The organism is Corynebacterium afermentans subsp. lipophilum, from assembly GCF_030408375.1.
Taxonomy (GTDB): domain Bacteria; phylum Actinomycetota; class Actinomycetes; order Mycobacteriales; family Mycobacteriaceae; genus Corynebacterium; species Corynebacterium lipophilum.
This window is the reverse complement of sequence record NZ_CP046530.1, coordinates 676679-696706: the sequence shown is the minus strand read 5'-3', so window position 1 is coordinate 696706 and position 20028 is coordinate 676679. Positions and strand designations below refer to the sequence as shown.

Below are 20028 nucleotides of genomic sequence, written 5' to 3'. Positions count from 1 at the left end.
ATGGGTCTAATGCGACCCTTAAAAGCTTAGAACTGCTCGACGTCGATCAGACCGGCCTGAGCAGCCTTGACCAGACGACGCGGGATGCGCACCTCCTGGCCGTCGATCTTGACGGTCTGCAGGTCGGCGTTGTCGGCCTTCCACTGGGAACGACGCATACGCGTGTTCGCGCGGGACTTCTTGAACTTCGGTGTTGCCATGACGAGTCTCCTTTATCCCCTCTAGTTGGCCTTCTTCTTGCGGCGGGCCATGCCGCCGAAACGCTGGTTGAACTTCTCCACGCGGCCAGCGGTGTCCATGAGACGCTGCGCGCCGGTCCAGAACGGGTGGGACTCGGCGGTGACGTCCACGACCACGAGCGGGTACTCGTTGCCGTCTTCCCACTGCTCAGTACGTGCGGAGGTCAGGGTGGAGCGCGTCAGGAACTTGTGGCCCGTGTTTGCGTCCTGGAAAATCACCGGGTGGTAATCCGGGTGAATGTCTTTCCTCATTTGATTCGTCTCCCTCAGGATTGAACTACGGGTCGGTTCTCCGCGCCTCTCGCGACGAGGAGCGCGCGCGAAGATCGTGCCCGAGTTGGGTGCGAAATGTTCTTTGCATCCGGCGGTCGCCGGACAACCCGCAGTATCTTACAGTTCACGTGCGTGTTTACCTAATTGCGCATACCGCCTATCGACGATCCTTCGCCCTGGTGGGCCCTCGCTGGGCGTCGCTCGCGGAACTTGGGAGAATGGCCAGCCAGACGCGATTATGAGATAGAGGCCTAAGACGGTAGGGTGATTCCTCGCTGTTGTCGAAGTACACGTATACGCCTGCGTCAACCGATTGCACTTGCGCTGGTCGCGGACCCTCACTCCGCTTCTCACCTGGCGCTTTTCCTCACATAGCGATCGTGTCGTGGGCGGCAAGAAGAGTAAGGAAGCTAACCCATGTCGGCACATTGCCAGGTCACGGGACGCAAGCCGTCTTTCGGCAAGACCGTCTCGCACTCGCACCGCCGCCACTCGCGCCGTTGGAACCCCAACGTGCAGAAGCGCCGGTTCTACCTGCCCTCCGAGGGCCGTACCATCACCCTGAACGTCTCCACCAAGGGTCTGAAGATCATCGACCGCGACGGCATCGAGTCCGTCGTCGCCAAGATCCGCGCACGAGGTGAGAAGATCTAATGGCACGTAACGATATCCGCCCGATCATCAAGCTCAAGTCCACTGCGGGCACCGGTTTCACCTATGTGACCCGCAAGAACAAGCGCAACAACCCGGATCGCATCACGCTGAAGAAGTACGACCCGGTTGTTCGCAAGCACGTCGAATTCCGCGAGGAGCGATAATCCATGGCGAAGAAGTCTAAGATCGCTAAGAACGAGCAGCGTAAAGAGATCGTCGCCCGCTACGCGGAGCGTCGTCAGGAGCTCAAGGCCATCATCAAGAACCCGGAAACCTCTGACGAGGACCGTCTTGAGGCACAGTTCGAGCTCAACCGTCAGCCGCGCGACGCCTCCCCGGCCCGCGTGCGCAACCGTGACTCGCGTGACGGCCGCCCCCGCGGCTACCTCCGCAAGTTCGGTGTTTCCCGTGTCCGTATGCGCGAGATGGCTCACCGTGGTGAGCTGCCTGGCGTCCGTAAGTCTTCGTGGTAAGGAGGACTCACATTATGAAGCGCAACAATTCGCGTAAGCCGCGCATTGAGCAGTCCCGCCGCCCGAAGAAGAATCCGCTGAAGGCGAAGGGCATCGAGTCGGTCGACTACAAGGATGTTGAGACCCTGCGTCTGTTCATCTCCGACCGCCACAAGATCCGTTCCCGCCGCGTCACGGGCCTGACCCCGCAGCAGCAGCGCCAGGTCGCTACCGCTGTGAAGAACGCGCGCGAGATGGCTCTTCTGCCGTTCACCACCCGCTAATTAGCCGGTTGACGATGACAGCGTAGAGTCTTCGGCTCAAAAGAAGCACCCGCACTCCCCTCCCCGGAGGGTCGAGAGCGGGTGCTTTTCGTCTATAGTTATCCCGCGCAACCGTACACAGAGAGCTCCCCGGAAAGGACGGAAGGCATGGCGAAACCGGTCGGACGGCCACGCAAGCAAAGCCCCCGCCGCAGAGGCGCCACCGCACGCGAGGAGATCCTCGACGCCGCCTCCGAACTGTTCACCCGCAAAGGTTTCGCCACCACCTCCACCCATGACATCGCGGACGCGGTGGGCATGCGCCAAGCCTCGCTGTACTACCACTTCCCCTCCAAGCGCGACATCTTCCTCACGCTGCTGATGGGCACGATCCAGCCGGCCCTCGCGCTCGCGTCGGATCTGGCCAAGACCGACGAGTCGGCGGCGGTGAAGCTGTGGGCGCTGGTGGCCGCGGAGTCGCGCATCCTGCTGTCCTCGAATTGGAACATCGGCAGGCTCTATCAGCTGCCGGTGCTGTTGTCCGAAGAGTTCACCGAGTACCACGAGGCGCGACAGGAGTTAGAGGGGATCTTCCGCAAACTATCGGGGCAGATCGTCGGCGAGGACGACCCGCGCATCGACCTGCCGTTCCACATGACGCTCGCGGCCATCGAGATGCGCGACAACACTGGCACCGCGCCCTACCCGCTTGTCGACGATGCGCTGCCCGCCCCCGCCGTCACCATCGCCGACGCCGTGCTGGACGTCCTCCACACGGACCTGCCGGAACGCCGCACGGAGCGCATGCTCGAGCTGGTGGACTTAGTCTCCCGCAAGAACGAGCAGGACTAGGGCTGGCAGGCCGCAACCGGCAACTGCTTCTGATCGGCGGCGAGTGTTTCCGCGGCAGCGGTCAGCATGGCCTGGCCCGTCTCGTACGTTCCGTCCGCGGGCAAGGCCGTAATCGCAACCGGCGCCAGCGCACCGTCTCCGCGCGGGACGAGCCCGAACTGCCGGACCTGGTAGGCACCCGTGGTGTCCGGGCCCCAACCTCCCTTGAACAGCGCCCCGATTGTCCCCAGTCCGTACGCCTGCGAAGGGTCGACCTGCCCCATGAGCGCGAGCACGGGGCCCGCGCCTTCCACGCAAGCGAGCTGGCCCGCGAGCACGGCTTCGTCGGCCACGCTGAGCTGGGTCTGCCCGTAAGTGGAGAACTCGGACCGGAGCGGTTCCGTGTTCAAACCCGTACCAAGTCCGACCTGGGCAAGCACCCCGTCGACGGCCTCTGGGCCGACGGCGTCGTAGAGGCGTTGCGCCGCCCCGTTGTCCGACGCACTCACCGCGGCGCGGGCGTCTTCCTCGAGTCCGGGAAAAGCGCGCATGGCTGCTATGGCGATTGGCACCTTGATAGTGGACCAGGCGGGGCTCGGGGCGGTGAATCCGGCCGCTACCGCTCCCTCATTCCCTACCGTGGCAACGCCCAGCTGGCCGCCGTAGATGGATTCGACGTGGGCGACGGTGGCGTCGAGAAGCAATTGCGCATCGGGGGCGGAGGCTGGCGCCTCTGTGGCCTCAGAGGTGACGACAGACGTGACGGTCACGGTTTCCTGGCCGCCCGAACAGGCGGACAAGAACACTGCGACGGCTACAGCGAGCCCCAAGCGCCAGCGAGCTACCAAATCTTGACCCGGGCGTTGTCGCCGCCGGTGCAGTACACCGTCTCGCCACCAGAGCAGGTCATGCGGTAGGTGATTTTGGTGGCCGGACTGTACACGGACACCGTGAAGTCTGGCGTGCCGGTGCGGGCGTAGGTGCCCTGGAACGCCTCGTAAACGTTGGCGGCAAAGCCCGCAGTGGTTACCTCCGTATCCGGGGCGTACTGCGAGTACGTGCGCTTCGCCGGCTCACTGGGCCCCTGTTCGGGAGCCTCCGATTTGGGCAGCGTACGAGTTTCAACCACCGTGCTGGTCACCGGCTCGCTGGAGCGGTTGAACGCGCCGGAACCGCCCATAAAGGCGAGCACACCGACAAGTGCGGCGAGCAGCAGTGCCGCTAGCACGTAAAGCCACGGGCTCGGCCCGCCACGCTTTTCCGCCGGCTCAGTCGGCTGGTAGCTGGTCTGGTACTCGTTGGACTGGCCGTACTGCTGCTGCGGCACCGCGCTGAACTGCTGTGTGTGTCCTACGTCCGGATCCGTGAAGTGCGACTGGTCCGGTGTCCATTTGCTGGAGCCTTGATTGGTCATGGCGCACCCCTAACAGCGCGACGTGGGTAGGTCGCCGCGCATGGCGCTCAGGCCGTTTGCGAGCTCGTCCAGCATGGCGAAGCTGCCCTCGTAGCCCTTCGGGCTGTGGGCGGTGATCGCCACGGCGATGTCGCCGTTCGGGCCCGGGATGAGGCCGAACTGGCGGGCCAGGTGCCCGCCCTCGTAGTGGTTCCAGCCGCCCTTGTAGCGGGCGCCGCCGATGCGGCCCAGGCCCCAGTGCTGGTAGTCCACGATGCGGCCCATCATGTCCAGCACCGGCTCGTGCCCCGCAACGCAGCGCAATCCCGAGGCGAACTCGGCCTGGTCGCTGGTGGTCCACAGCGTGCCCATCTGGTAGCCGGCCGGGGTGGTCGTACGGGCGCCCGCCTCGCGGATCACGCCCTCGTAACCCGCGGCCGGCACTTGGCCGAACATGCGGTGCGCGGCGGGGTTGTCGGAGCGGGTCACAGCGGCCTCAGCATCCGGGTAGAACGCCTGGTTCTGGCGCAGCGCGGCAATGGCCAGCGGCACCTTCATGGTCGAAAACGCCGGCTCCGGCCGGTTGTCGCCTGCGGTGAAGCTGCCGACCGCCACGGTGGCGCGGCCACCGTGGCGCCCCACCACGTCCGCCACGAGTCGGTCCAGCTGCGCCTGGACGTCCACGGCCGGTGCGACGTGCTGTGTTTTACCGGGCTTCGGGGTGGTCAGCGGCAGCGGCAGGCGGATGGCGTTTTTCACCTGCGGGGGCAGCTGGTTGTAGGCCTGCACGATCGGCTGACCTACCACGGGAATCTGGTCGATCGCCGTGTACGTCGGTACCGATGACATGGGAAACGCCAGGCCCGCGGTCAGGGCCAGGGCTGCAACTTTGGAGGGCACGGGAAACGGTCTTTCTAGTGGGCGAAGTGGCGGGTGCCGGTCAGGTACATGGTCACGCCGGCGGCCTCAGCGGCGGCGATGACTTCCTCGTCGCGGATGGAGCCGCCGGGCTGGACCACGGCCTTCACACCGGAGTCAGCCAGCAGCTGGAACCCGTCCGCGAACGGGAAGAACGCGTCGGAGGCGGCGACGGCACCGTTGGTGCGGTTGCGGCCCTCGTCGAGGGTGTTGGCGCGGTCAACGGCGAGCTTTGCGGAGTCGACTCGGTTGACCTGGCCCATGCCAATGCCTACCGACGCCCCTTCGGCCGCGATCAGAATCGCGTTCGACTTCACGCAACGAACAGCGCGCCACGCGAATTCGAGGTCCGCGAGGGTCTGCTCGTCTGCTGCCTCGCCGGCCGCCAGGGTCCAGTTGGCGGCGCTGTCGCCGTCGGCCTGGAAGCGGTCGCGCTCCTGCACGAGCCAGCCGCCGGTGATCTGCTTGCGCTCCTCGTCCTGCTGCTTCGGCTCTACCTCGAGGATGCGCAGGTTCTTCTTCGTCTGCAGCAGCTCGAGCGCGTCCGCGGCGTACGACGGTGCGACGACCACCTCAGTGAAAATCGGCTTGATCTGCTCCGCCAGCTCCAGGGTGACCTCGCGGTTGCAGGCGATCACGCCGCCGTAGGCGGAGACCGGGTCGCATGCATGGGCCTTCTTGTGCGCGTCCGCGATGGAGTCATCGGAGACGGCCACGCCGCACGGGTTGGCGTGCTTGATAATTGCCACGCACGCACGCTCGTGGTCCCAGGCGGCGCGCCACGCGGCATCGGCATCCTGGTAGTTGTTGTAGCTCATCTCCTTGCCGCCGTGCTGGGTGGCGGCGGCAAGGCCCCAGCCCTCGTTTTCCAGGCGGGCGGCCTGGTGCGGGTTCTCGCCGTAGCGCAAGTCGGTGGCACCTTCACCGGCGCCGGAGGCGTCCGCGCCGAGCTGGTTGGACAGCCAGGAGGAGACCGCGGCGTCGTAAAGCGCAGTATGCGTAAACGCCTCGAGTGCCAGCTGTTTGCGCTGCTCGAGGTCGAAACCGCCGCCCTTGACGGCCTCGACGACCTCACCGTAACGGGCAGGCGAGGTGACCACGGCGACCGACGGGTGGTTCTTGGCAGCGGCGCGGACCATGGACGGGCCGCCGATATCGATCTGCTCGACGCACTCGTCAAAGGTGGCGCCGGAAGCAACGGTCTCTTCGAACGGGTAGAGGTTGACCACAACGAGGTCGAACGGCTCGATGCCCAGCTCCTGCAGCTGGTCCACGTGGCTGTCCTTGCGCAGGTCCGCGAGGATGCCGGAGTGCACGCGCGGGTGCAGCGTCTTCACACGGCCGTCGAGCACCTCCGGGAAGCCGGTCACGTCCGCGACCTCGGTGACGGGAACACCCGCGTCGGCGATGCGCTTGGCGGTGGAGCCGGTGGAAACAATCTCCACACCCGCTTGGCCGAGCGCCCGTGCCAACTCCTCCAGCCCGGTCTTGTCGTAGACGCTGATCAGCGCGCGCTTAATTTCCCGCTTAGACATCAAATACAGCCTTTCCGTTTGCAATTTCGAGGTTGCGGAGCAGGTGAACGATCTGTTCGCGCTCCACCTTCTTAATGCGTTCGTGGAGCTCCCACTCTGTATCCCCCGGCTGCACCTCAACGGCGCGCTGGGCGATGATCTCGCCACTGTCCAGGCCGGCGTCCACGTAGTGCACCGTGCAGCCGGTGACCTTCACGCCGTGCTCCAGCGCATCGCGCACCGCGTGCGCCCCTGGAAACGACGGCAAAAGCGACGGGTGGGCGTTGATCGTTCGCCCCTCGAATTCCTGCACGAACGCCGGGCCGAGCAGCCGCATGAACCCCGCAGAAACCACCAAGTCCGGCTCGACGGAGGCCACAGCGGCCACCATTTTGTCGTTCCAAGTGTTGCGGTTTGTCTCCATCGGCACCACGGCCGTACGGATGCCAGCGTTTTTTGCCCGTTGCAGCGCTGGACAAATTTGATCCGCCACCACGATGTCAACGCGGTAGCGGTTCTCTTGGTTATCGATGATCGCTTTCAGCAAGGTGCCGGTGCCCGACGCGAGGACGGCCACCGATTTCGCAGAGTCACTCACGGGCTTAAGTCTAACTCCCGCTGCGCGTGGAGGCGCGTTGCCTCACCAGCGCCACCCCGCGCACAAGCGCGCCGGTCAGCGCCACCCAGATAAACAGCGACAATGCGAGCGCGAACGGATCAGTTCCGACGAGACCGTAGGCACCGGCACCCCCAGCCGAGAAGATCCCCAGCAGCGCTCCCATGAGCGCGGTCCACGTCGCGGTCGCCGCCACACCCTCGAGGGTCATCGGCTTGACGACGAACGCATGCGCCAGCACCGCCGCCGGCACAACCAACAGCACCGGAGCCCACTGCGGCATCTGCGCCGGGATCGCCGCGAACAGCGGCAGCGGCGGGTAAGCCACGTTGGAGGCGGCGAACAGGCTCACACCCGCCCCGGCGGCCTCGAAGCTGCCGCCGAGTAGCACCGCCAGCTGTGCGACCGCCGCGTTAGGCAGGTACAGCAGGCTCAACGCCACCAGAGCAGTTCCCCCGGCGACGCCGAGTTGCGGGAACTGCGAGACCAGCTCACCGACGCGGGCGTAGCCGAAGGCGAGGGCGACGAGGAAGACTACGGCCGCCGCCGCGAGCAGGCGGAGAACGAGGTTCGCGGCGTCCGCCCCGGCATCTACAGCCTCGGCTGGGATGCCGCTGCGCTTTGCCAGGGCGTGCCACACCACTCGCCGCACCCCGATAATGAAGCCCAACAGATGCACGATCAGCGGGTAGGCAAACGCCGCGACGACAGGCGGCATCCCAACCGGGTACACGTGCGAGGCGTCGAAGACCATAAACAACGCGATGGCACTGATCACGAGCGGCAGGCCGAGCGTAAGCCCGAGCAGGGTCAGCAGGTCAAGCACACTGACGCGGCCCGCGGTGGCTTTACGCACCTGTACCGCCACCACAGCCGCGACACCCACTGCGGGCAGGAGCGGCATTGCGGTGAGCGAGACGCCGTCGATAAGCAACGGCACGCCGTGGAGCGCGAACCATGCCTCACCGACCGCACCGGGGAAATACGTGAGGCTCCAACCGGCAATGAGGATCACCGCGAAACACAACGCGACAAGCCCGAGCACCAACGCCAAGTTCGGCACGATCGCGTACGGCAGGTAGTGGCGCACGCGCTCCTTCGCGGTGGCAGGAACCTTGTCGTTCGCAGCCGGGCGTTTGATGCCCGTGATCTTGCGCTTGCTTGCGCCTTTGCGACGCTGGCGGCGCACGTCCGACTGACGCGGCCTCTGGTTGGGTGTGGTGCTCATCGCGTCCCACTCTGCCACCCCAGACACAGAGCCCACCACAATGACACCCGCACGCCCCATCTCTTACCCCTGCCACCTGGGAAAAATCGCCGTTGCACCGTCACCGCGCAACGGCGTGGCGCACGTCTCCAAAAAGGCGGCGATGTAACGTTCACCCGAATGAGCCCGATTTAAGAATTTTTTCAGCTTCTATCTTGCTCCGACGAAATCAATTCGTTACAGTAGCCTCTCGTAGATAACAGGAAGGTTACGATTCCGCCGTGAACAGCGGGAGGAACGGCCAACGGAAGATCTCAAAGAGGGCTCATGTTCAACTCTAAGAAGCAGGGCGGCAAGCACCGCAAGCAGACCCCCAACAAGGGGCGCGTTGCCGTCGTCGCAGCAGCCACCGGCGCTGTGTCCACCGCTGGTTTCTCCGGCCTCGTTGCAGGTGCCCTCACCAGCAACCAGGACGCCGAGCAGGGGCAGAACATCAAGCTCGCCGCAGATGCCGACGAGCTGCAGAACGCGGATCCGGAAGTGACCGAGGCCTCCACCGAAGAGACCCCGCAGATCCTGTCCATCGCCGAGTACAAGCCGGTGGAAAACCTTACCGAGCAGCTCGACAAGGCCATCCAGCACTCCGACGAGGTTGCCCGCCTGGACGAGGCCGCCCGCGCTCCGCTGTTTACCAAGCCGGCCGAGGGCGCTTTCACCTCCGGTTTCGGCATGCGCTGGGGCTCGATGCACAACGGCGTCGACATTGCCAACACCCCGGGCACCACGATCCGCGCCGTTGCCGCCGGCACCGTGATCGACTCTGGTCCGGCGCAGGGCTACGGCAACTGGATCCGTATCCGCCACGAAGATGGCTCCATCTCCGTTTACGGCCACATGCAGACCCTCCACGTCGCCGTCGGCGAGGCCGTCGAGTCCGGCCAGGACATCGCCGGCATGGGCTCGATGGGCTTCTCCACCGGCTCCCACCTCCACTTTGAGATCTGGCCAGACGGTGCCACCCCGTCCGATCCGGCTCCGTGGCTCGCAGCCCGAGGCATCAACCTCTAGCCCTTTTCCAGCCCTCTTCGACGGGGCCTTTCGCGCTACTCGACGCGCGGGAGGCCCCGTTTTTGCGCAATTCTCACCAGCGGCCTCTTTGACGGGGGTAAACGCGCCACCCCCGCCGCCAAATACCATGCGTAACAATTTTCACTACAGCAACACGCCGGGTGAGCTGGACAGACACCTAAGTTTGCCCCAAGATTCGAACAAACGTGCACGTCACAGCATTGCCAGCGGCCGTTTTGCCGGTTAAATTCTCTGCCTGTGTGCGTGGCCGAGACCGCGCCTAGCCCTCTACAGAGTTAGAAAAGGTATCCCCCAAACATGAACCGACGTCTCACTTCGAGCATCGCAGCCGTCTCGGCCGCAGCGGCAATGGCGCTCACCCTGGCGCCCGCGCCTGCTACCGCACTGACCGTCACTATGGGTGGCGCAACCATCTCCGACGCGGGCCAAGCTATGGGCGCAGTTGCGAAAGCCGCAGGCGCTATCAAGGAAAGTGGCGCGACGATTACCGCAGGCGACTACAAGATCGTCTACGACCCCCGCGCTCTCGAGGCCCCGCTCGCCGCTGCGTTCGCTCCGGCGAAAGGCAGCGACTGGGTGGCGCCGCAGCGCGGCCGCACCGCCGACGGCCGCACCGTGGTCACCCCGGCATCCGGCCGATTCACTTCAGGCTTCGGCCCGCGCTGGGGCAGCATGCACCAGGGCATCGACATTGCTAATGACCTGGGCACCCCGATTTACGCCGCCATGGACGGCACCGTCATCTCCGCAGGCCCGGCAAGCGGTTTCGGCAACTGGGTCGTAATTAAGCACGACGGCGGCGAAGTGTCCGTCTACGGCCACATGCGCTACTACGACGTCTCCGTGGGCCAGCGCGTCACCGCCGGACAGAAGATCGCCTCCATCGGCAGCGAGGGCCAGTCCACCGGCCCGCACCTCCACTTCGAGATCAAGCCGGACGGCGTGAACCAGGTGGACCCGGTGCCGTGGTTCGCCGCCCAAGGCATCAAGATCTAGCGGGCTAGAGCTTCTCCATGGGCACGCCGCCGATCGTCATCAAACGGACAGTGCCCGAGGAGCCGAAGTCAATCGTCACCGTTTCCCGCACGCCCGAGCCCTCCACCGCCATCACGGTGCCAAGCCCGTACTTGGCGTGATTGACCCGGTCCCCCACAGCCAGGTTGAGGTTCTTGTGCACCTTGGCCCCGGACCCGCCCCGGCGGGGGCGGGCCGGCGGGCGGGAGCGGGTGGACGCGCCCCACGCGTCAGAGCTGAACGAACGCTCCGGTTCCAACCGGCGCCAGTCGATGAGGTCCTCCGGGACCTCTGCGAGGAAGCGACTGGCGGGGTTGGTCACCGGGGAGCCCCAAGAAGCGCGCAGGATCGCTCGCGTCAGGTAGAGCTGCTCCTTCGCACGGGTGATGCCCACGTACGCCAGGCGGCGCTCCTCGGCGAGCTCCGCCGGGTCCCCCAGGGCACGCAGGTGCGGAAACTGCCCGTCCTCCCACCCGGTGACAAACACCACGGGGAACTCCAGGCCCTTCGCCGTGTGCAGCGTCATCAGCGTGACCACGCCTTGCTCGTGCTCCGGCAGCTGGTCCGCGTCCGCCACCAAGGAGACCTTCTCCAGGAACGCCTGCAGGGAGCCCGGGGCAGGTTCGCCTTCCTGCATCACCTCGTTGAGCTCCTCGTCCGTCATGTACGCCACCTGGTTCGCGGCTTCGGAGGAGAACTCCCGGGCGACAGAGACCAGCTCGTTGAGGTTGTCCAGGCGCGCGCCGTCCTGCGGGTCGTTCGACGCCTCCAGCTCAGCGCGGTAGCCGGTGTCCTCCAGCACCCGGGTGATCAGCGCACCCAGGTCCGGCATGCCCGTGACCTCGTTGCGCATCGACGGCATGTCGTCTCGTATCTGGCGGATCATGTCCACAAAGCGCGTGATCGAGTTCGTGGCGGCCTTGGCCAGCATGTCAACGTTGCCCGAGGTGGCGTCGACAAGCGATCGCCCGAAGCTTTGATTGTTGTTCTCCGAATGCAGCGCCACCATCGCCTGCGCCTTGTCGCCGATGCCGCGCTTGGGCACGTTGACAATGCGGCGCATGCTCACCGTGTCGTCCGGGTTCTCCAAGACCTTGAGGTAGGCGACGATGTCTCGGATCTCGCGGCGCTCGTAGAAGCGCGTGCCGCCGACAACCTTGTACGGGATGCCGGAGCGGATAAAGATGTCCTCGAGCGCGCGGGAGGCGTTGTTGGTGCGGTACATCACCGCCATGTCCGAGTACGGCACTCCCCTATCGGCAAGGGTGTCGATCTCGGAGGCGATAAAGCGCGCCTCGTCGTGCTCATTGTCCGCGACGTAGCCGACGATCTTCTCGCCGGAGCCCTGATCCGTCCACAGTTTCTTCGGGCGGCGGCCCTCGTTCTGCGAGATCACCGCATTCGCCGCCCCCAGGATGTTCTGCGTGGAGCGGTAATTCTGTTCCAGCATGATCGTGGTGGCGTTCGGGTAGTCGCGCTCAAACTCCTCGATGTTGCGGATGGTCGCGCCACGGAACGCGTAGATGGACTGATCCGAATCGCCCACCACCGCAAGCTCCGGCGCATCCGGGCCATCGCCGACAAGGGTGTGGATGAGCTCGTACTGGGCGTGGTTGGTGTCCTGGTACTCGTCCACCAGCACGTGGCGGAAGCGGCGGCGGTAATAATCCGTGACCTGGGGGTGCTCCTTGAAAATGCGCACCACCTCGCCAATGAGGTCGTCGAAATCCAAGGCGTTGGACTGGCGCAGGCGGCGCTGGTACTCCGCATAGACCTTGGCCACCGTGGTCTCGAACGGGTTGTGGGTGCGCTCGGCGTCCGCCAGCGCACGCTCCGGGCCGACAAGCTCGTTTTTGAGGTTGGAAATGCCGTTGGCCAGGGTGCGCGGCGTGAACTTCTTCAAATCAAGGTTGAAGTCCTTGGCAATCATGCCCAGCAGCCGGCGCGAATCGTCCGAGTCGTAGATAGTGAAGTTGGTGTTCAGCCCCGGCACCAGCTGCGCCTGTTGGCGCAGGATGCGCACGCACACGGAGTGGAACGTGGCCACCCACATCCGCTCCGCCTCCGGGCCGACCAGCTGGCCCACGCGCTCCTTCATCTCTGCGGCGGCCTTGTTAGTGAAGGTGATGGCCAAGATCTGCCACGGCGCAACACCGCGGTTGTGCAGCAGATAGGCAATTCGACGGGTGAGCACCGCAGTCTTGCCGGAACCTGCGCCCGCAACGATGAGCAGCGGGCTGCCCTCATGGACGACGGCGGCCTGTTGCTGCGGATTCAATCCCAGGGTCAGATCAGTCATGGCCGTAACTGTACTAACGCCTCCGACACGGCCCGTGCGGGTGTTTGAACTGGCATAATGAGCGCCCATGAGCGAGCTTGAAATCCGCATGCCTTCCGGTACAGACGACCCACTCTCGGACGCGGAGATTCAGGCGTACCGCAAAGAGATCGACAAGCTCGACCGCGTGATCCTCGACGCGGTGAAGCGCCGCAGCGAAATCTCCCGCGCCATCGGCAAAACCCGCATGGGTTCCGGCGGCACCCGCCTGGTGCACACCCGCGAAGTGGCCATAATTAACCAGTTCCGCGACGAACTGGGCGAGGAAGGCCCCGGCTTAGCGCAGATCCTGCTGCGTCTGGGCCGGGGCAAGCTGGGGTAGGGCCCCGTTACGCCTCACCGGCGGCGCTTGCGCCGTCGGTCGAGTCGAGCACGACCTCGAACTCCAGCAAGTCCGCAGACTGCGACACCGGCTTGCGGAGTTTCTCCCCCGCGTTTTCCCCGTGCCCGGCGTGGCCGGCACCTTCCCACCACGCGTTGTAGGACTCCTCGTCCGCCCAGCGGGTGACCACGAAGTAGCGGTCTTCGCCCTTGACCGGGCGCAGCAGTTGGAAGCCCTCGAAGCCGGGGTGGCCGTCGATGGAGTGCTTGCGGGCGGCAAACCGGCGCTCCAGCTCCTCGCCGGCGCCCTCGGGGACGGTAATCGCGTTGATTTTTCACAATGCTCATGGCAGCCATTATCCATGCATTCCCGTCACACGGACGTTCCTTGCGAGTTTTGGCTACCTTTGAACAAGGACAACCCAACCGCGACCTGGACTGCCACCTGGGAGGCTGACATGCACGACATCACGTCCACCGAAAGCTGGGGCAAGCTGGAAAAACTCCACGCGGAAAAGTCCCGCACCACCCTGCGGGATTTGTTCCGGGCGGACGATGAGCGTGCGCAGCGCTACACGTTCGACGCGGCCGGGCTCCGGGTGGATCTTTCGAAGAACTTGGTGGACGGAGACGTCGCAAAGCAATTGCTCACGCTCGCGGAAGAAGCGGACCTGAAAGGCCGCATCGAGGCGATGTTTAGCGGCGAGCGCATCAACACCACCGAGGACCGCGCGGTGCTGCACACTGCGCTGCGCGCGCCCGCGGACGCTGGACTGGAGGTGGACGGCCAGGACGTCACCGCGGACGTGCACGCGGTGCTGAAGCAGATGCGCGAGTTTGCCACCAAGCTGCGCAGCGGCGAGTGGGTGGGCCACACCGGAAAAACGATTTCCAAGGTGGTTAACATCGGCATCGGCGGCTCTGACCTGGGGCCGGCCATGGCAGCGCAGGCGTTGCGCACCTACGCCACCGCGGGCATTACCGCGGAGTTCGTCTCCAACGTGGACCCGGCGGACATGACGAGCGTGCTGGCTGAGGTGGATGCGGAAGAAACGCTGTTCATCGTCGCCTCCAAGACGTTCACCACCCAGGAGACGTTGGCCAACGCGCACGCCGCAAAGCGCTGGCTGCTCGAGCAGTTCGATGGCGACGAATCCGCGATTGCGAAGCACTTCGTGGCCGTGTCCACCAACGCGGAGAAAGTGGCGGAGTTTGGCATCGACACTGCCAACATGTTCCCGTTCTGGGACTGGGTAGGCGGGCGCTACTCCATGGATTCCGCGATCGGGCTCAGCCTCATGGCCGTGATCGGCCCGGAAGATTTCATGCGCATGCTCGAAGGCTTCCACGCCATGGACCAACATTTCCGCACCACCCCGCTCGAGGAAAATGTGCCGGTGCTGATGGGCCTTTTGAACATTTGGTACCGCAATTTCCACAAGGCGCAGACGCACGCGGTCCTGCCATACTCGCAGGACCTCGCCCGCTTCCCCGCGTACCTGCAGCAGCTGACCATGGAGTCCAACGGCAAGCACACGCGTATCGACGGCGCAAGCGTCGACCACGACACCGGCGAAATCTACTTCGGCGAGCCGGGCACCAACGGCCAGCACGCGTTTTTCCAGCTGATTCACCAGGGCACCACGCTCGTGCCCGCGGACTTCATCGGCTTTGCCAAGCCCCGCGCGGACCTGCCCACCGCCACCGGCGAGGGCTCCATGCACGACCTGCTCATGGGCAACTTCTTCGCGCAGACGAAAGTCATGGCGTTTGGCAAGACCCAGCAGGAGATTGAGGCCGAGGGCGTGCCGCACGAACTGGCCCCGCACAAGGTGATGCCGGGCAACCGCCCCACCACCACCATCCTGGCGGAGGAGCTCTCCCCATTCAGCCTGGGCGCGCTGATTGCGCTGTACGAACACATCGTGTTCGTCGAGGCCGCGATCTGGGGCATTAACGCCTTCGATCAGTGGGGCGTGGAGCTGGGCAAGGCGCAGGCGAACGACCTGGCCGCCGCCGTCGCGGGCGAAGAGGCACCGGACACGGGCGACTCCTCCACCGATAGCCTGATCGCCTGGTACCGGAAGCACCGCTAATGGGCGACGCCGTTTCTTCGGAGTCCTACACTCCGCGCCAGCGCACCACGTACCGGCGTCGGCTTGAAGACGAGCTGGAGCGCTTCGACCGCCACCTCCAAGACGCGGACTTCGTGGACCACGGCACGATCGGGCTCGAACTCGAACTCAACCTGGTGGACGGCGACATGCAGCCACACCCCAACAACCAGGCTGTGCTGGAGATTCTGGGCGACGAATACCAGTCCGAGATCGGCGCCTACAACGTGGAAATGAACCACCCGCCGCTGGGAATTGAGGGCGACGGTTTGGCGCGGCTGGCGGAGGGCATCGAGAAGCGTCTTGCCACCGTTCGCAACGCCGCGGAGTAGGCTGGTTCGCAGCTGGCGATGATTGGCACGCTGCCCACGATGACTTCGCAGTTTTTGGACAGCGACGAATGGATGACGCAGGAAAACCGCTATGCGGGGTTGAACAACTCCATCCTGGAATCGCGCGGCGAGCTGGTGAAGATCGACCTGCGCCGCGACGAGAAGTACACCCACTACTTCGAAACCATCGCGCCTGAATCCACCTGTACCTCCATGCAGCTGCACCTGCAGGTGGCGCCCAACCGGTTCGCGGACGCGTGGAACGCCTCCCAGGCGATCGCTGGTGTGCAGGTGGCGCTGTCGGCCAACTCCCCGCTGTTCATGGGGCACAAGGTGTGGCACGAGTCGCGCATCCCCGTGTTCAAGCAGGCCATCGACACCCGCACCAAGGAGCTGATCAACCAGGGCGTGCGCCCGCGCGTGTGGTTCGGAGAACGATGGATCACCAGCGTGTTCGACCTGTTCGAGGAGAACGTGCGCTACTTCTCTCCCCTGCTGCCCGAGGGCCGCATGGCAGCCGGCGCGCCGTTCATGAACGGCGGCAACCCCGGCCTGCACTACCTCAACCTGCACAACGGCACCATCTGGCGCTGGAACCGCGCCATCTACGACCCGGCCGGCGAGCTCAGCCACATCCGCGTGGAAAACCGCCTGCTTCCCGCAGGTCCCACCGTGAAGGACATCGTGGCGGACGCGGCGTTCTACTACGGGCTGGTCAAGGCGCTGGGCGACCAGACCCGGCCGGTGTGGTCGCGCCTGAGCTTCAAAGACGCCAACGAGAACTTCCTGGCAGGGGCCCGCGACGGCATCAACGCCGAGGTGGAGTGGCCGACGCTGGGGACGGTGGCGGTGGCGGAGCTCGTCGAGAAGCATTTGCTCGAGCTCGCGCACGAAGGGCTGCGCACGCTCGAGGTCGACGAGGCCTGCATCGACGAGTACCTCGGCGTGATCGAGGGGCGCGTGCGGGCCCGGCAAAACGGTGCGACGTGGCAGCTCGCCGCGCTGGAGCACGTGGCCGGCGGGTCGAAGGCCCTGACCACAGAGCGCGCCGATGGACTCGCGCGGGTTTTACGCCAGTACATGAAAAATTCCCAGGCAGACGCGCCGGTGCACACTTGGACGCTTGAGGTTGAGTAGGGCAAGATAGGCCCAATGCAGAGCATCATCGACTGGATTGTGGGTCTCATGGAGACCCTCGGCGCACCCGGCGTCGGCATCGCGATCCTCTTGGAGAACCTCTTCCCGCCCATCCCATCCGAGGTGGTGCTGCCGCTTGCCGGCTTCACCGTCGCGCAGGGCTCGCTGAACATGGTCAATGTGTTCATCTGGTCCGTGCTGGGCTCCGTCGTCGGCGCATACGTGCTCTACGGGGTCGGCGTGTGGCTGGGACTCGAGCGGCTGCGCAAAATCGCCGACTGGATGTGGCTCGTTCGCGCCTCCGACGTGGACTCCGCGATGAATTTCTTCACCAAATACGGCAAGCCGAGCGTGTTCTTCGGCCGCCTCATCCCCGGCGTGCGTTCGCTCATTTCCATCCCCGCGGGCCTGGGCAAGATGAACCTGATCACCTTCGGCCTGTGGACGACCCTGGGCTCCGGCATCTGGAACGCCATCCTGATCTACCTCGGCTTCGTCCTCGGCGACAACTGGGAGAAGGCCACCGAGTACGCCGACACCTACTCCAACGTGATCTACGTGGTGCTTCTCCTGATCATCCTGGGCTTTTTGGTGTTCTTCATCCGCCGTGCGGTGCGGGAGAAAAACGCGGCGAAGGTGCAGGCTGACACCGCGGACACCACCAAATAACCCGCTCCAGGTCGCCCTCCCCGCCGAGGAATCCCTTAGCGATCAGGGTGCCGCACCGCCTGCACGGCTTATTGTTTCGGCCAAACACATAGCTCGTCTCCCCCGCCCGCCTGATTCCCGTGGTCACGCGGACGGGGGCATCTTTATTCGCCCACATCAGCCTGCGGGCGAGACGCACATGCTTTTCGACGTCCACGTCACGCACCAACTCCGCCGGATGCGTCCCAGCCAAAAAGTTGATCTCCGCTCGGTACTCGTTGCCAATACCGGCAAGTTTGTGCTGGTCTAGCAGCGCACGGCCGATCTCGCGGTCGGGCTCGGCTTCGATGCGCCTCACCGCCTCGTCGACGTCGAAGTCGGGGTCGAGCAGGTCCGGGCCGAGATAGCCCATCTCCTGCTGGTATTCCCTGGCGGGGAAGACGCGGACCAGCCCGAGCCAAAAGCCAACGAGTTCGAGGTCGGCCTTTGGTTCGTCGTTAAGCGAAAGCACGACACGGGCGGCGTGAGCAGGCTTTTTCCACCTGGCGCCGGCGCGGTGCATGGACCACGTGCCCTCCATCTTCAGGTGGGTGTGCAGGATCTGCGGCTGGTGGCCTGGCGCGCCGAACTGCATGAACAAGTGCTTGCCGTACGGCCAGACGCGCTCGCAGGTCATGCCCGTGAAGTCGACGGTGGCGTAGCGGGGAACGCGGATGGACGTGGCTGTGACCTCGCGGCCTTGCATCCATTGCAGGCGCTTGGACAGCTGATAGACGGAGTCACCTTCGGGCATAATCGGATTCTATGTTCGATTTTCTCCGCAAGGTGTTCAACTCGGGTCCGACCCCGGAAGAATCGCTCGTCGGCTTCTTCCCCGACATGGACGCCGCGATCGAGTGGGCGCGCGGCGTTTTGAATGAAACTGGCACCGACCCCAAAGCGCAGTTCGTGCGCGCGGTGAAAGACGTACGTGAAGCGAACCCGCGACTCGGACTTGCGGCTGCTAACCACCTGGTCAAGCAGCTAATTTAGAACACCTGTTCTATTTTTGGTTTTGCGTGTCGGACGCACCGATACATTGACACCCAACACCCGAGAAATGTTGCGGGAAGGAGGGTGTGTCATGAACGGGATCGCCGAGCTCGTGGACCAGGTCGCCGACGGCCTCTCGCAGTTGCGCCAGCTTCTGGACGCCCCTTCGGCCCTCCCCCTCGCCACCATCACCCGCGACCTCGCGCGCCTCGAACGAGCGATGGATAAGAAGGCGTACGTCGACGCCGCCTTCGCGCAGGCGTGCGTGCTGGCGGACGCCGGAAAGCTCGTCGGCGCGAACCACCCGGACGCGTACTTGACCGAAAAGCTCGGTATCTCCCGCGGCGAAGCATACAACCGCCTCGCTCGGGCGAAGGCGCTGTTCGACGCGCCGCCTCCGCCCGAACCGGATTTGGGTGACCTCTTCGGTGATGGTGACACGGAGGAGGACCGCTCCGCTGCTGAGGAGGCCGCACGCAAGGCCAGCGAAGAAGAGGCGGAGCGCCGCCGCAAGGACCAGGAGGAGGCGCGCAAGCGTGCCGACGAGGTCCCGGCCGCCAAGCAGGACATCATCCGCCGCGAGCTGGACAAGCTGCTCAAGGCAGCCGAAGGCGAGCGGATGCGCATCTACGCCCGCGCGATGGAGCAGGCGAAGTACCGCGACGAGAAAGACCTGCGGCTGTTTGTGAAGCGCCTGGTCGCCGAAGCCAACAAGCCGCACGTGAAGGCGAACCCGAACGCGGGTTTTGAGAAGCGCGACGCCTCGCTGGGCAGAGAGAACAGCGACGGCACCTTCGACGTGACGCTGTCCATGACCCGCGCCGATTACGCGCTGTACAAGGCGCTCACCGACAAGGGGCTGTCGCCGAATTCCAACATCCCGGAGGAGCTCCAGCGCGACCGCGACCCGCGCACGAAGGGGCAGCGCCGCTACGACCAGTACATGGCCATCCTGCGCCAGTACGAGGAGGGGCAGCAGGCCGCGAACGGCGGCGCGGCGTCGGTGGTCGTGTCCATCACGTTGGACGACCTCGCCGAGGCCGACGCCAACACCCTGTTTCAGACGAACGTCGGAGTGGAGCTCGACGCCTTCGATCTGGTCCGGCTGGGCATGGACGGCACGAGCGATTTCGTCCTCACCGTCGACGGGCTTTCCGGGGTGCCGCTGCACCTCGGCCGGTCGCGGAGGCTCGCGTCGGTGGGCCAGCGCATCGCCATGTTCGCGGTACAGGGCGTGTGCTCCTGGGCCGGCTGCACGACCTCCATGAGCGAGTGCGAGGCCCACCACATCATTTCCTGGCTGCGGTACGGCGCGACCGACATCGAGAACCTCACCGGCCTGTGCCCCACCCACCACAGGTGCAACAACGACCACCGGGACGGCTCCTTTAATAAGGGGTACATGGATTACGACCCCGACACCGGCGGCGCCGTCCTAGTCAAGGCCGACGGCGCCCGCCACACCAACACCACGGATCCGGCCATGCACTCGGCGGTCAACCGGATCCGGGCGAAACGGGCCGCAACGTCGGCTCCGCCACCTGCAGAAACGCACTGGCCCACTTCCCCACCGCCGCCACCGGGGCGCGCGGGGCAGGCGAACCATCGCCCCACCCACCGGATGCCGATGCGGCCCTAAAATA

General features: G+C 65.0%; 23 protein-coding genes and 1 pseudogene. 13 read left to right on the top strand and 11 right to left on the bottom strand.

Annotation, left to right across the window (positions count from 1 at the left end):
- Positions 1 to 26: 26 nt before the first annotated feature.
- Positions 27 to 200 (bottom strand): 50S ribosomal protein L32, encoded by a 174-nt coding sequence (gene rpmF / locus CAFEL_RS03340; protein ID WP_034999483.1) that lies wholly within the window; start codon positions 198 to 200, stop codon positions 27 to 29.
- A 21-nt stretch (positions 201 to 221) separates the two neighbouring features.
- Positions 222 to 491 (bottom strand): type B 50S ribosomal protein L31, encoded by a 270-nt coding sequence (locus CAFEL_RS03335; protein ID WP_034999480.1) that lies wholly within the window; start codon positions 489 to 491, stop codon positions 222 to 224.
- 438 nt (positions 492 to 929) lie between these two features.
- Here CAFEL_RS03335 and rpmB point away from each other — a divergent pair, with 438 nt between their 5' ends.
- The 5 genes from rpmB to CAFEL_RS03310 all read left to right on the top strand — a co-directional run bounded on the left by rpmB (position 930) and on the right by CAFEL_RS03310 (position 2733).
- A complete protein-coding gene (gene rpmB, locus CAFEL_RS03330) occupies positions 930 to 1166 on the top strand; it encodes a 50S ribosomal protein L28 (protein WP_034999474.1) in 237 nt (78 codons plus the stop codon).
- On the top strand, positions 1166 to 1330 hold the full coding sequence (rpmG, locus tag CAFEL_RS03325) for a 50S ribosomal protein L33 (RefSeq protein WP_006841072.1): 165 nt from the start codon (positions 1166 to 1168) through the stop codon (positions 1328 to 1330). The genes rpmB and rpmG overlap by 1 nt, the downstream gene beginning before the upstream one ends.
- 3 nt (positions 1331 to 1333) lie before the next feature.
- Entirely contained in the window at positions 1334 to 1639 is a 306-nt protein-coding gene (gene rpsN / locus CAFEL_RS03320; RefSeq protein ID WP_070472882.1) for a 30S ribosomal protein S14, read from the top strand.
- An 11-nt stretch (positions 1640 to 1650) separates the two neighbouring features.
- On the top strand, positions 1651 to 1902 hold the full coding sequence (rpsR, locus tag CAFEL_RS03315; RefSeq protein WP_172796731.1) for a 30S ribosomal protein S18: 252 nt from the start codon (positions 1651 to 1653) through the stop codon (positions 1900 to 1902).
- 147 nt (positions 1903 to 2049) lie between these two features.
- Complete coding sequence (locus tag CAFEL_RS03310; protein ID WP_194560444.1) at positions 2050 to 2733, top strand: TetR/AcrR family transcriptional regulator; 684 nt, start codon at positions 2050 to 2052, stop codon at positions 2731 to 2733.
- On the opposite strand, the gene CAFEL_RS03305 is transcribed toward CAFEL_RS03310, so the two are convergent.
- The 6 genes from CAFEL_RS03305 to CAFEL_RS03280 all read right to left on the bottom strand — a co-directional run bounded on the left by CAFEL_RS03305 (position 2730) and on the right by CAFEL_RS03280 (position 8381).
- Positions 2730 to 3482: a serine hydrolase gene (locus tag CAFEL_RS03305; RefSeq protein WP_290172211.1), complete on the bottom strand. Its 753-nt coding sequence runs from the start codon at positions 3480 to 3482 to the stop codon at positions 2730 to 2732. The two genes, CAFEL_RS03310 and CAFEL_RS03305, sit on opposite strands and share 4 nt — an antisense overlap.
- Positions 3483 to 3553: 71 nt before the next feature.
- A complete protein-coding gene (locus CAFEL_RS03300; RefSeq protein ID WP_194560446.1) occupies positions 3554 to 4126 on the bottom strand; it encodes a hypothetical protein in 573 nt (190 codons plus the stop codon).
- 9 nt (positions 4127 to 4135) lie between these two features.
- Entirely contained in the window at positions 4136 to 5005 is an 870-nt protein-coding gene (locus CAFEL_RS03295; RefSeq protein ID WP_194560447.1) for a serine hydrolase, read from the bottom strand.
- Positions 5006 to 5019: 14 nt separating this feature from the next.
- The gene (gene purH, locus CAFEL_RS03290; protein ID WP_194560448.1) at positions 5020 to 6558 is read right to left on the bottom strand and encodes a bifunctional phosphoribosylaminoimidazolecarboxamide formyltransferase/IMP cyclohydrolase; all 1539 of its coding nucleotides are present in this window, start codon (positions 6556 to 6558) and stop codon (positions 5020 to 5022) included.
- Positions 6551 to 7135 carry a phosphoribosylglycinamide formyltransferase gene (gene purN, locus CAFEL_RS03285; RefSeq protein WP_290172208.1) on the bottom strand — a complete coding sequence of 195 codons (585 nt, stop codon included), beginning with the start codon at positions 7133 to 7135 and terminating at the stop codon, positions 6551 to 6553. The genes purH and purN overlap by 8 nt, the downstream gene beginning before the upstream one ends.
- 10 nt (positions 7136 to 7145) lie before the next feature.
- Entirely contained in the window at positions 7146 to 8381 is a 1236-nt protein-coding gene (locus CAFEL_RS03280; RefSeq protein ID WP_194560449.1) for a cell division protein PerM, read from the bottom strand.
- Between the two features lie 306 nt (positions 8382 to 8687).
- Between CAFEL_RS03280 and CAFEL_RS03275 the strand changes: the two genes are divergently transcribed.
- Positions 8688 to 9428, top strand: a complete 741-nt coding sequence (locus CAFEL_RS03275; RefSeq protein ID WP_194560450.1) for a M23 family metallopeptidase — start codon at positions 8688 to 8690, stop codon at positions 9426 to 9428.
- 318 nt (positions 9429 to 9746) lie between these two features.
- Positions 9747 to 10445: a M23 family metallopeptidase gene (locus tag CAFEL_RS03270; RefSeq protein WP_194560451.1), complete on the top strand. Its 699-nt coding sequence runs from the start codon at positions 9747 to 9749 to the stop codon at positions 10443 to 10445.
- A gap of 4 nt (positions 10446 to 10449) precedes the next feature.
- On the opposite strand, the gene pcrA is transcribed toward CAFEL_RS03270, so the two are convergent.
- Entirely contained in the window at positions 10450 to 12762 is a 2313-nt protein-coding gene (gene pcrA, locus CAFEL_RS03265; RefSeq protein ID WP_228496386.1) for a DNA helicase PcrA, read from the bottom strand.
- A gap of 67 nt (positions 12763 to 12829) precedes the next feature.
- On the opposite strand from pcrA, the gene CAFEL_RS03260 reads away from it, so the two are divergent.
- Positions 12830 to 13123, top strand: coding sequence for a chorismate mutase (locus CAFEL_RS03260; protein ID WP_034999457.1), 294 nt, complete (start codon positions 12830 to 12832; stop codon positions 13121 to 13123).
- Between the two features lie 7 nt (positions 13124 to 13130).
- Here CAFEL_RS03260 and CAFEL_RS03255 read toward each other — a convergent pair whose 3' ends face one another.
- Positions 13131 to 13454, bottom strand: a complete 324-nt coding sequence (locus tag CAFEL_RS03255) for an antibiotic biosynthesis monooxygenase family protein (RefSeq protein WP_290172373.1) — start codon at positions 13452 to 13454, stop codon at positions 13131 to 13133.
- A 126-nt stretch (positions 13455 to 13580) separates the two neighbouring features.
- Between CAFEL_RS03255 and pgi the strand changes: the two genes are divergently transcribed.
- The 3 genes and pseudogenes from pgi to CAFEL_RS03240 all read left to right on the top strand — a co-directional run bounded on the left by pgi (position 13581) and on the right by CAFEL_RS03240 (position 17374).
- Positions 13581 to 15218 (top strand): glucose-6-phosphate isomerase, encoded by a 1638-nt coding sequence (gene pgi, locus CAFEL_RS03250; RefSeq protein WP_194560453.1) that lies wholly within the window; start codon positions 13581 to 13583, stop codon positions 15216 to 15218.
- Positions 15218 to 16705: pseudogene (locus CAFEL_RS03245) on the top strand (glutamate-cysteine ligase family protein). The gene pgi and the pseudogene CAFEL_RS03245 overlap by 1 nt, the downstream one beginning before the upstream one ends.
- 15 nt (positions 16706 to 16720) lie before the next feature.
- Positions 16721 to 17374 carry a DedA family protein gene (locus CAFEL_RS03240; protein WP_194560454.1) on the top strand — a complete coding sequence of 218 codons (654 nt, stop codon included), beginning with the start codon at positions 16721 to 16723 and terminating at the stop codon, positions 17372 to 17374.
- Here the strand turns inward: CAFEL_RS03240 and CAFEL_RS03235 are convergent.
- Positions 17304 to 18146, bottom strand: coding sequence for a DNA-formamidopyrimidine glycosylase family protein (locus tag CAFEL_RS03235; RefSeq protein ID WP_194560455.1), 843 nt, complete (start codon positions 18144 to 18146; stop codon positions 17304 to 17306). The two genes, CAFEL_RS03240 and CAFEL_RS03235, sit on opposite strands and share 71 nt — an antisense overlap.
- Before the next feature lie 11 nt (positions 18147 to 18157).
- On the opposite strand from CAFEL_RS03235, the gene CAFEL_RS03230 reads away from it, so the two are divergent.
- Both CAFEL_RS03230 and CAFEL_RS03225 read left to right on the top strand, forming a co-directional pair.
- The gene (locus CAFEL_RS03230) at positions 18158 to 18385 is read left to right on the top strand and encodes a YciI family protein (RefSeq protein ID WP_194560456.1); all 228 of its coding nucleotides are present in this window, start codon (positions 18158 to 18160) and stop codon (positions 18383 to 18385) included.
- A gap of 91 nt (positions 18386 to 18476) precedes the next feature.
- Positions 18477 to 20024, top strand: coding sequence for an HNH endonuclease signature motif containing protein (locus CAFEL_RS03225; protein ID WP_194560457.1), 1548 nt, complete (start codon positions 18477 to 18479; stop codon positions 20022 to 20024).
- Positions 20025 to 20028: the final 4 nt, after the last annotated feature.

Coding starts and splice junctions, on each gene's coding strand:
- rpsN (WP_070472882.1), top strand. CDS start 1,334: ATGGCGAAGAAGTCTAAGATCGCTAAGAACGAGCAGCGTAAAGAGATC.
- rpmF (WP_034999483.1), bottom strand. CDS start 200: ATGGCAACACCGAAGTTCAAGAAGTCCCGCGCGAACACGCGTATGCGT.
- CAFEL_RS03260 (WP_034999457.1), top strand. CDS start 12,830: ATGAGCGAGCTTGAAATCCGCATGCCTTCCGGTACAGACGACCCACTC.
- pcrA (WP_228496386.1), bottom strand. CDS start 12,762: ATGACTGATCTGACCCTGGGATTGAATCCGCAGCAACAGGCCGCCGTC.
- CAFEL_RS03240 (WP_194560454.1), top strand. CDS start 16,721: ATGCAGAGCATCATCGACTGGATTGTGGGTCTCATGGAGACCCTCGGC.
- CAFEL_RS03310 (WP_194560444.1), top strand. CDS start 2,050: ATGGCGAAACCGGTCGGACGGCCACGCAAGCAAAGCCCCCGCCGCAGA.
- CAFEL_RS03275 (WP_194560450.1), top strand. CDS start 8,688: ATGTTCAACTCTAAGAAGCAGGGCGGCAAGCACCGCAAGCAGACCCCC.
- CAFEL_RS03230 (WP_194560456.1), top strand. CDS start 18,158: ATGTTCGATTTTCTCCGCAAGGTGTTCAACTCGGGTCCGACCCCGGAA.
- CAFEL_RS03225 (WP_194560457.1), top strand. CDS start 18,477: ATGAACGGGATCGCCGAGCTCGTGGACCAGGTCGCCGACGGCCTCTCG.
- purH (WP_194560448.1), bottom strand. CDS start 6,558: ATGTCTAAGCGGGAAATTAAGCGCGCGCTGATCAGCGTCTACGACAAG.
- pgi (WP_194560453.1), top strand. CDS start 13,581: ATGCACGACATCACGTCCACCGAAAGCTGGGGCAAGCTGGAAAAACTC.
- rpmG (WP_006841072.1), top strand. CDS start 1,166: ATGGCACGTAACGATATCCGCCCGATCATCAAGCTCAAGTCCACTGCG.
- rpmB (WP_034999474.1), top strand. CDS start 930: ATGTCGGCACATTGCCAGGTCACGGGACGCAAGCCGTCTTTCGGCAAG.
- CAFEL_RS03270 (WP_194560451.1), top strand. CDS start 9,747: ATGAACCGACGTCTCACTTCGAGCATCGCAGCCGTCTCGGCCGCAGCG.
- CAFEL_RS03335 (WP_034999480.1), bottom strand. CDS start 491: ATGAGGAAAGACATTCACCCGGATTACCACCCGGTGATTTTCCAGGAC.
- CAFEL_RS03235 (WP_194560455.1), bottom strand. CDS start 18,146: ATGCCCGAAGGTGACTCCGTCTATCAGCTGTCCAAGCGCCTGCAATGG.
- CAFEL_RS03280 (WP_194560449.1), bottom strand. CDS start 8,381: ATGAGCACCACACCCAACCAGAGGCCGCGTCAGTCGGACGTGCGCCGC.
- CAFEL_RS03300 (WP_194560446.1), bottom strand. CDS start 4,126: ATGACCAATCAAGGCTCCAGCAAATGGACACCGGACCAGTCGCACTTC.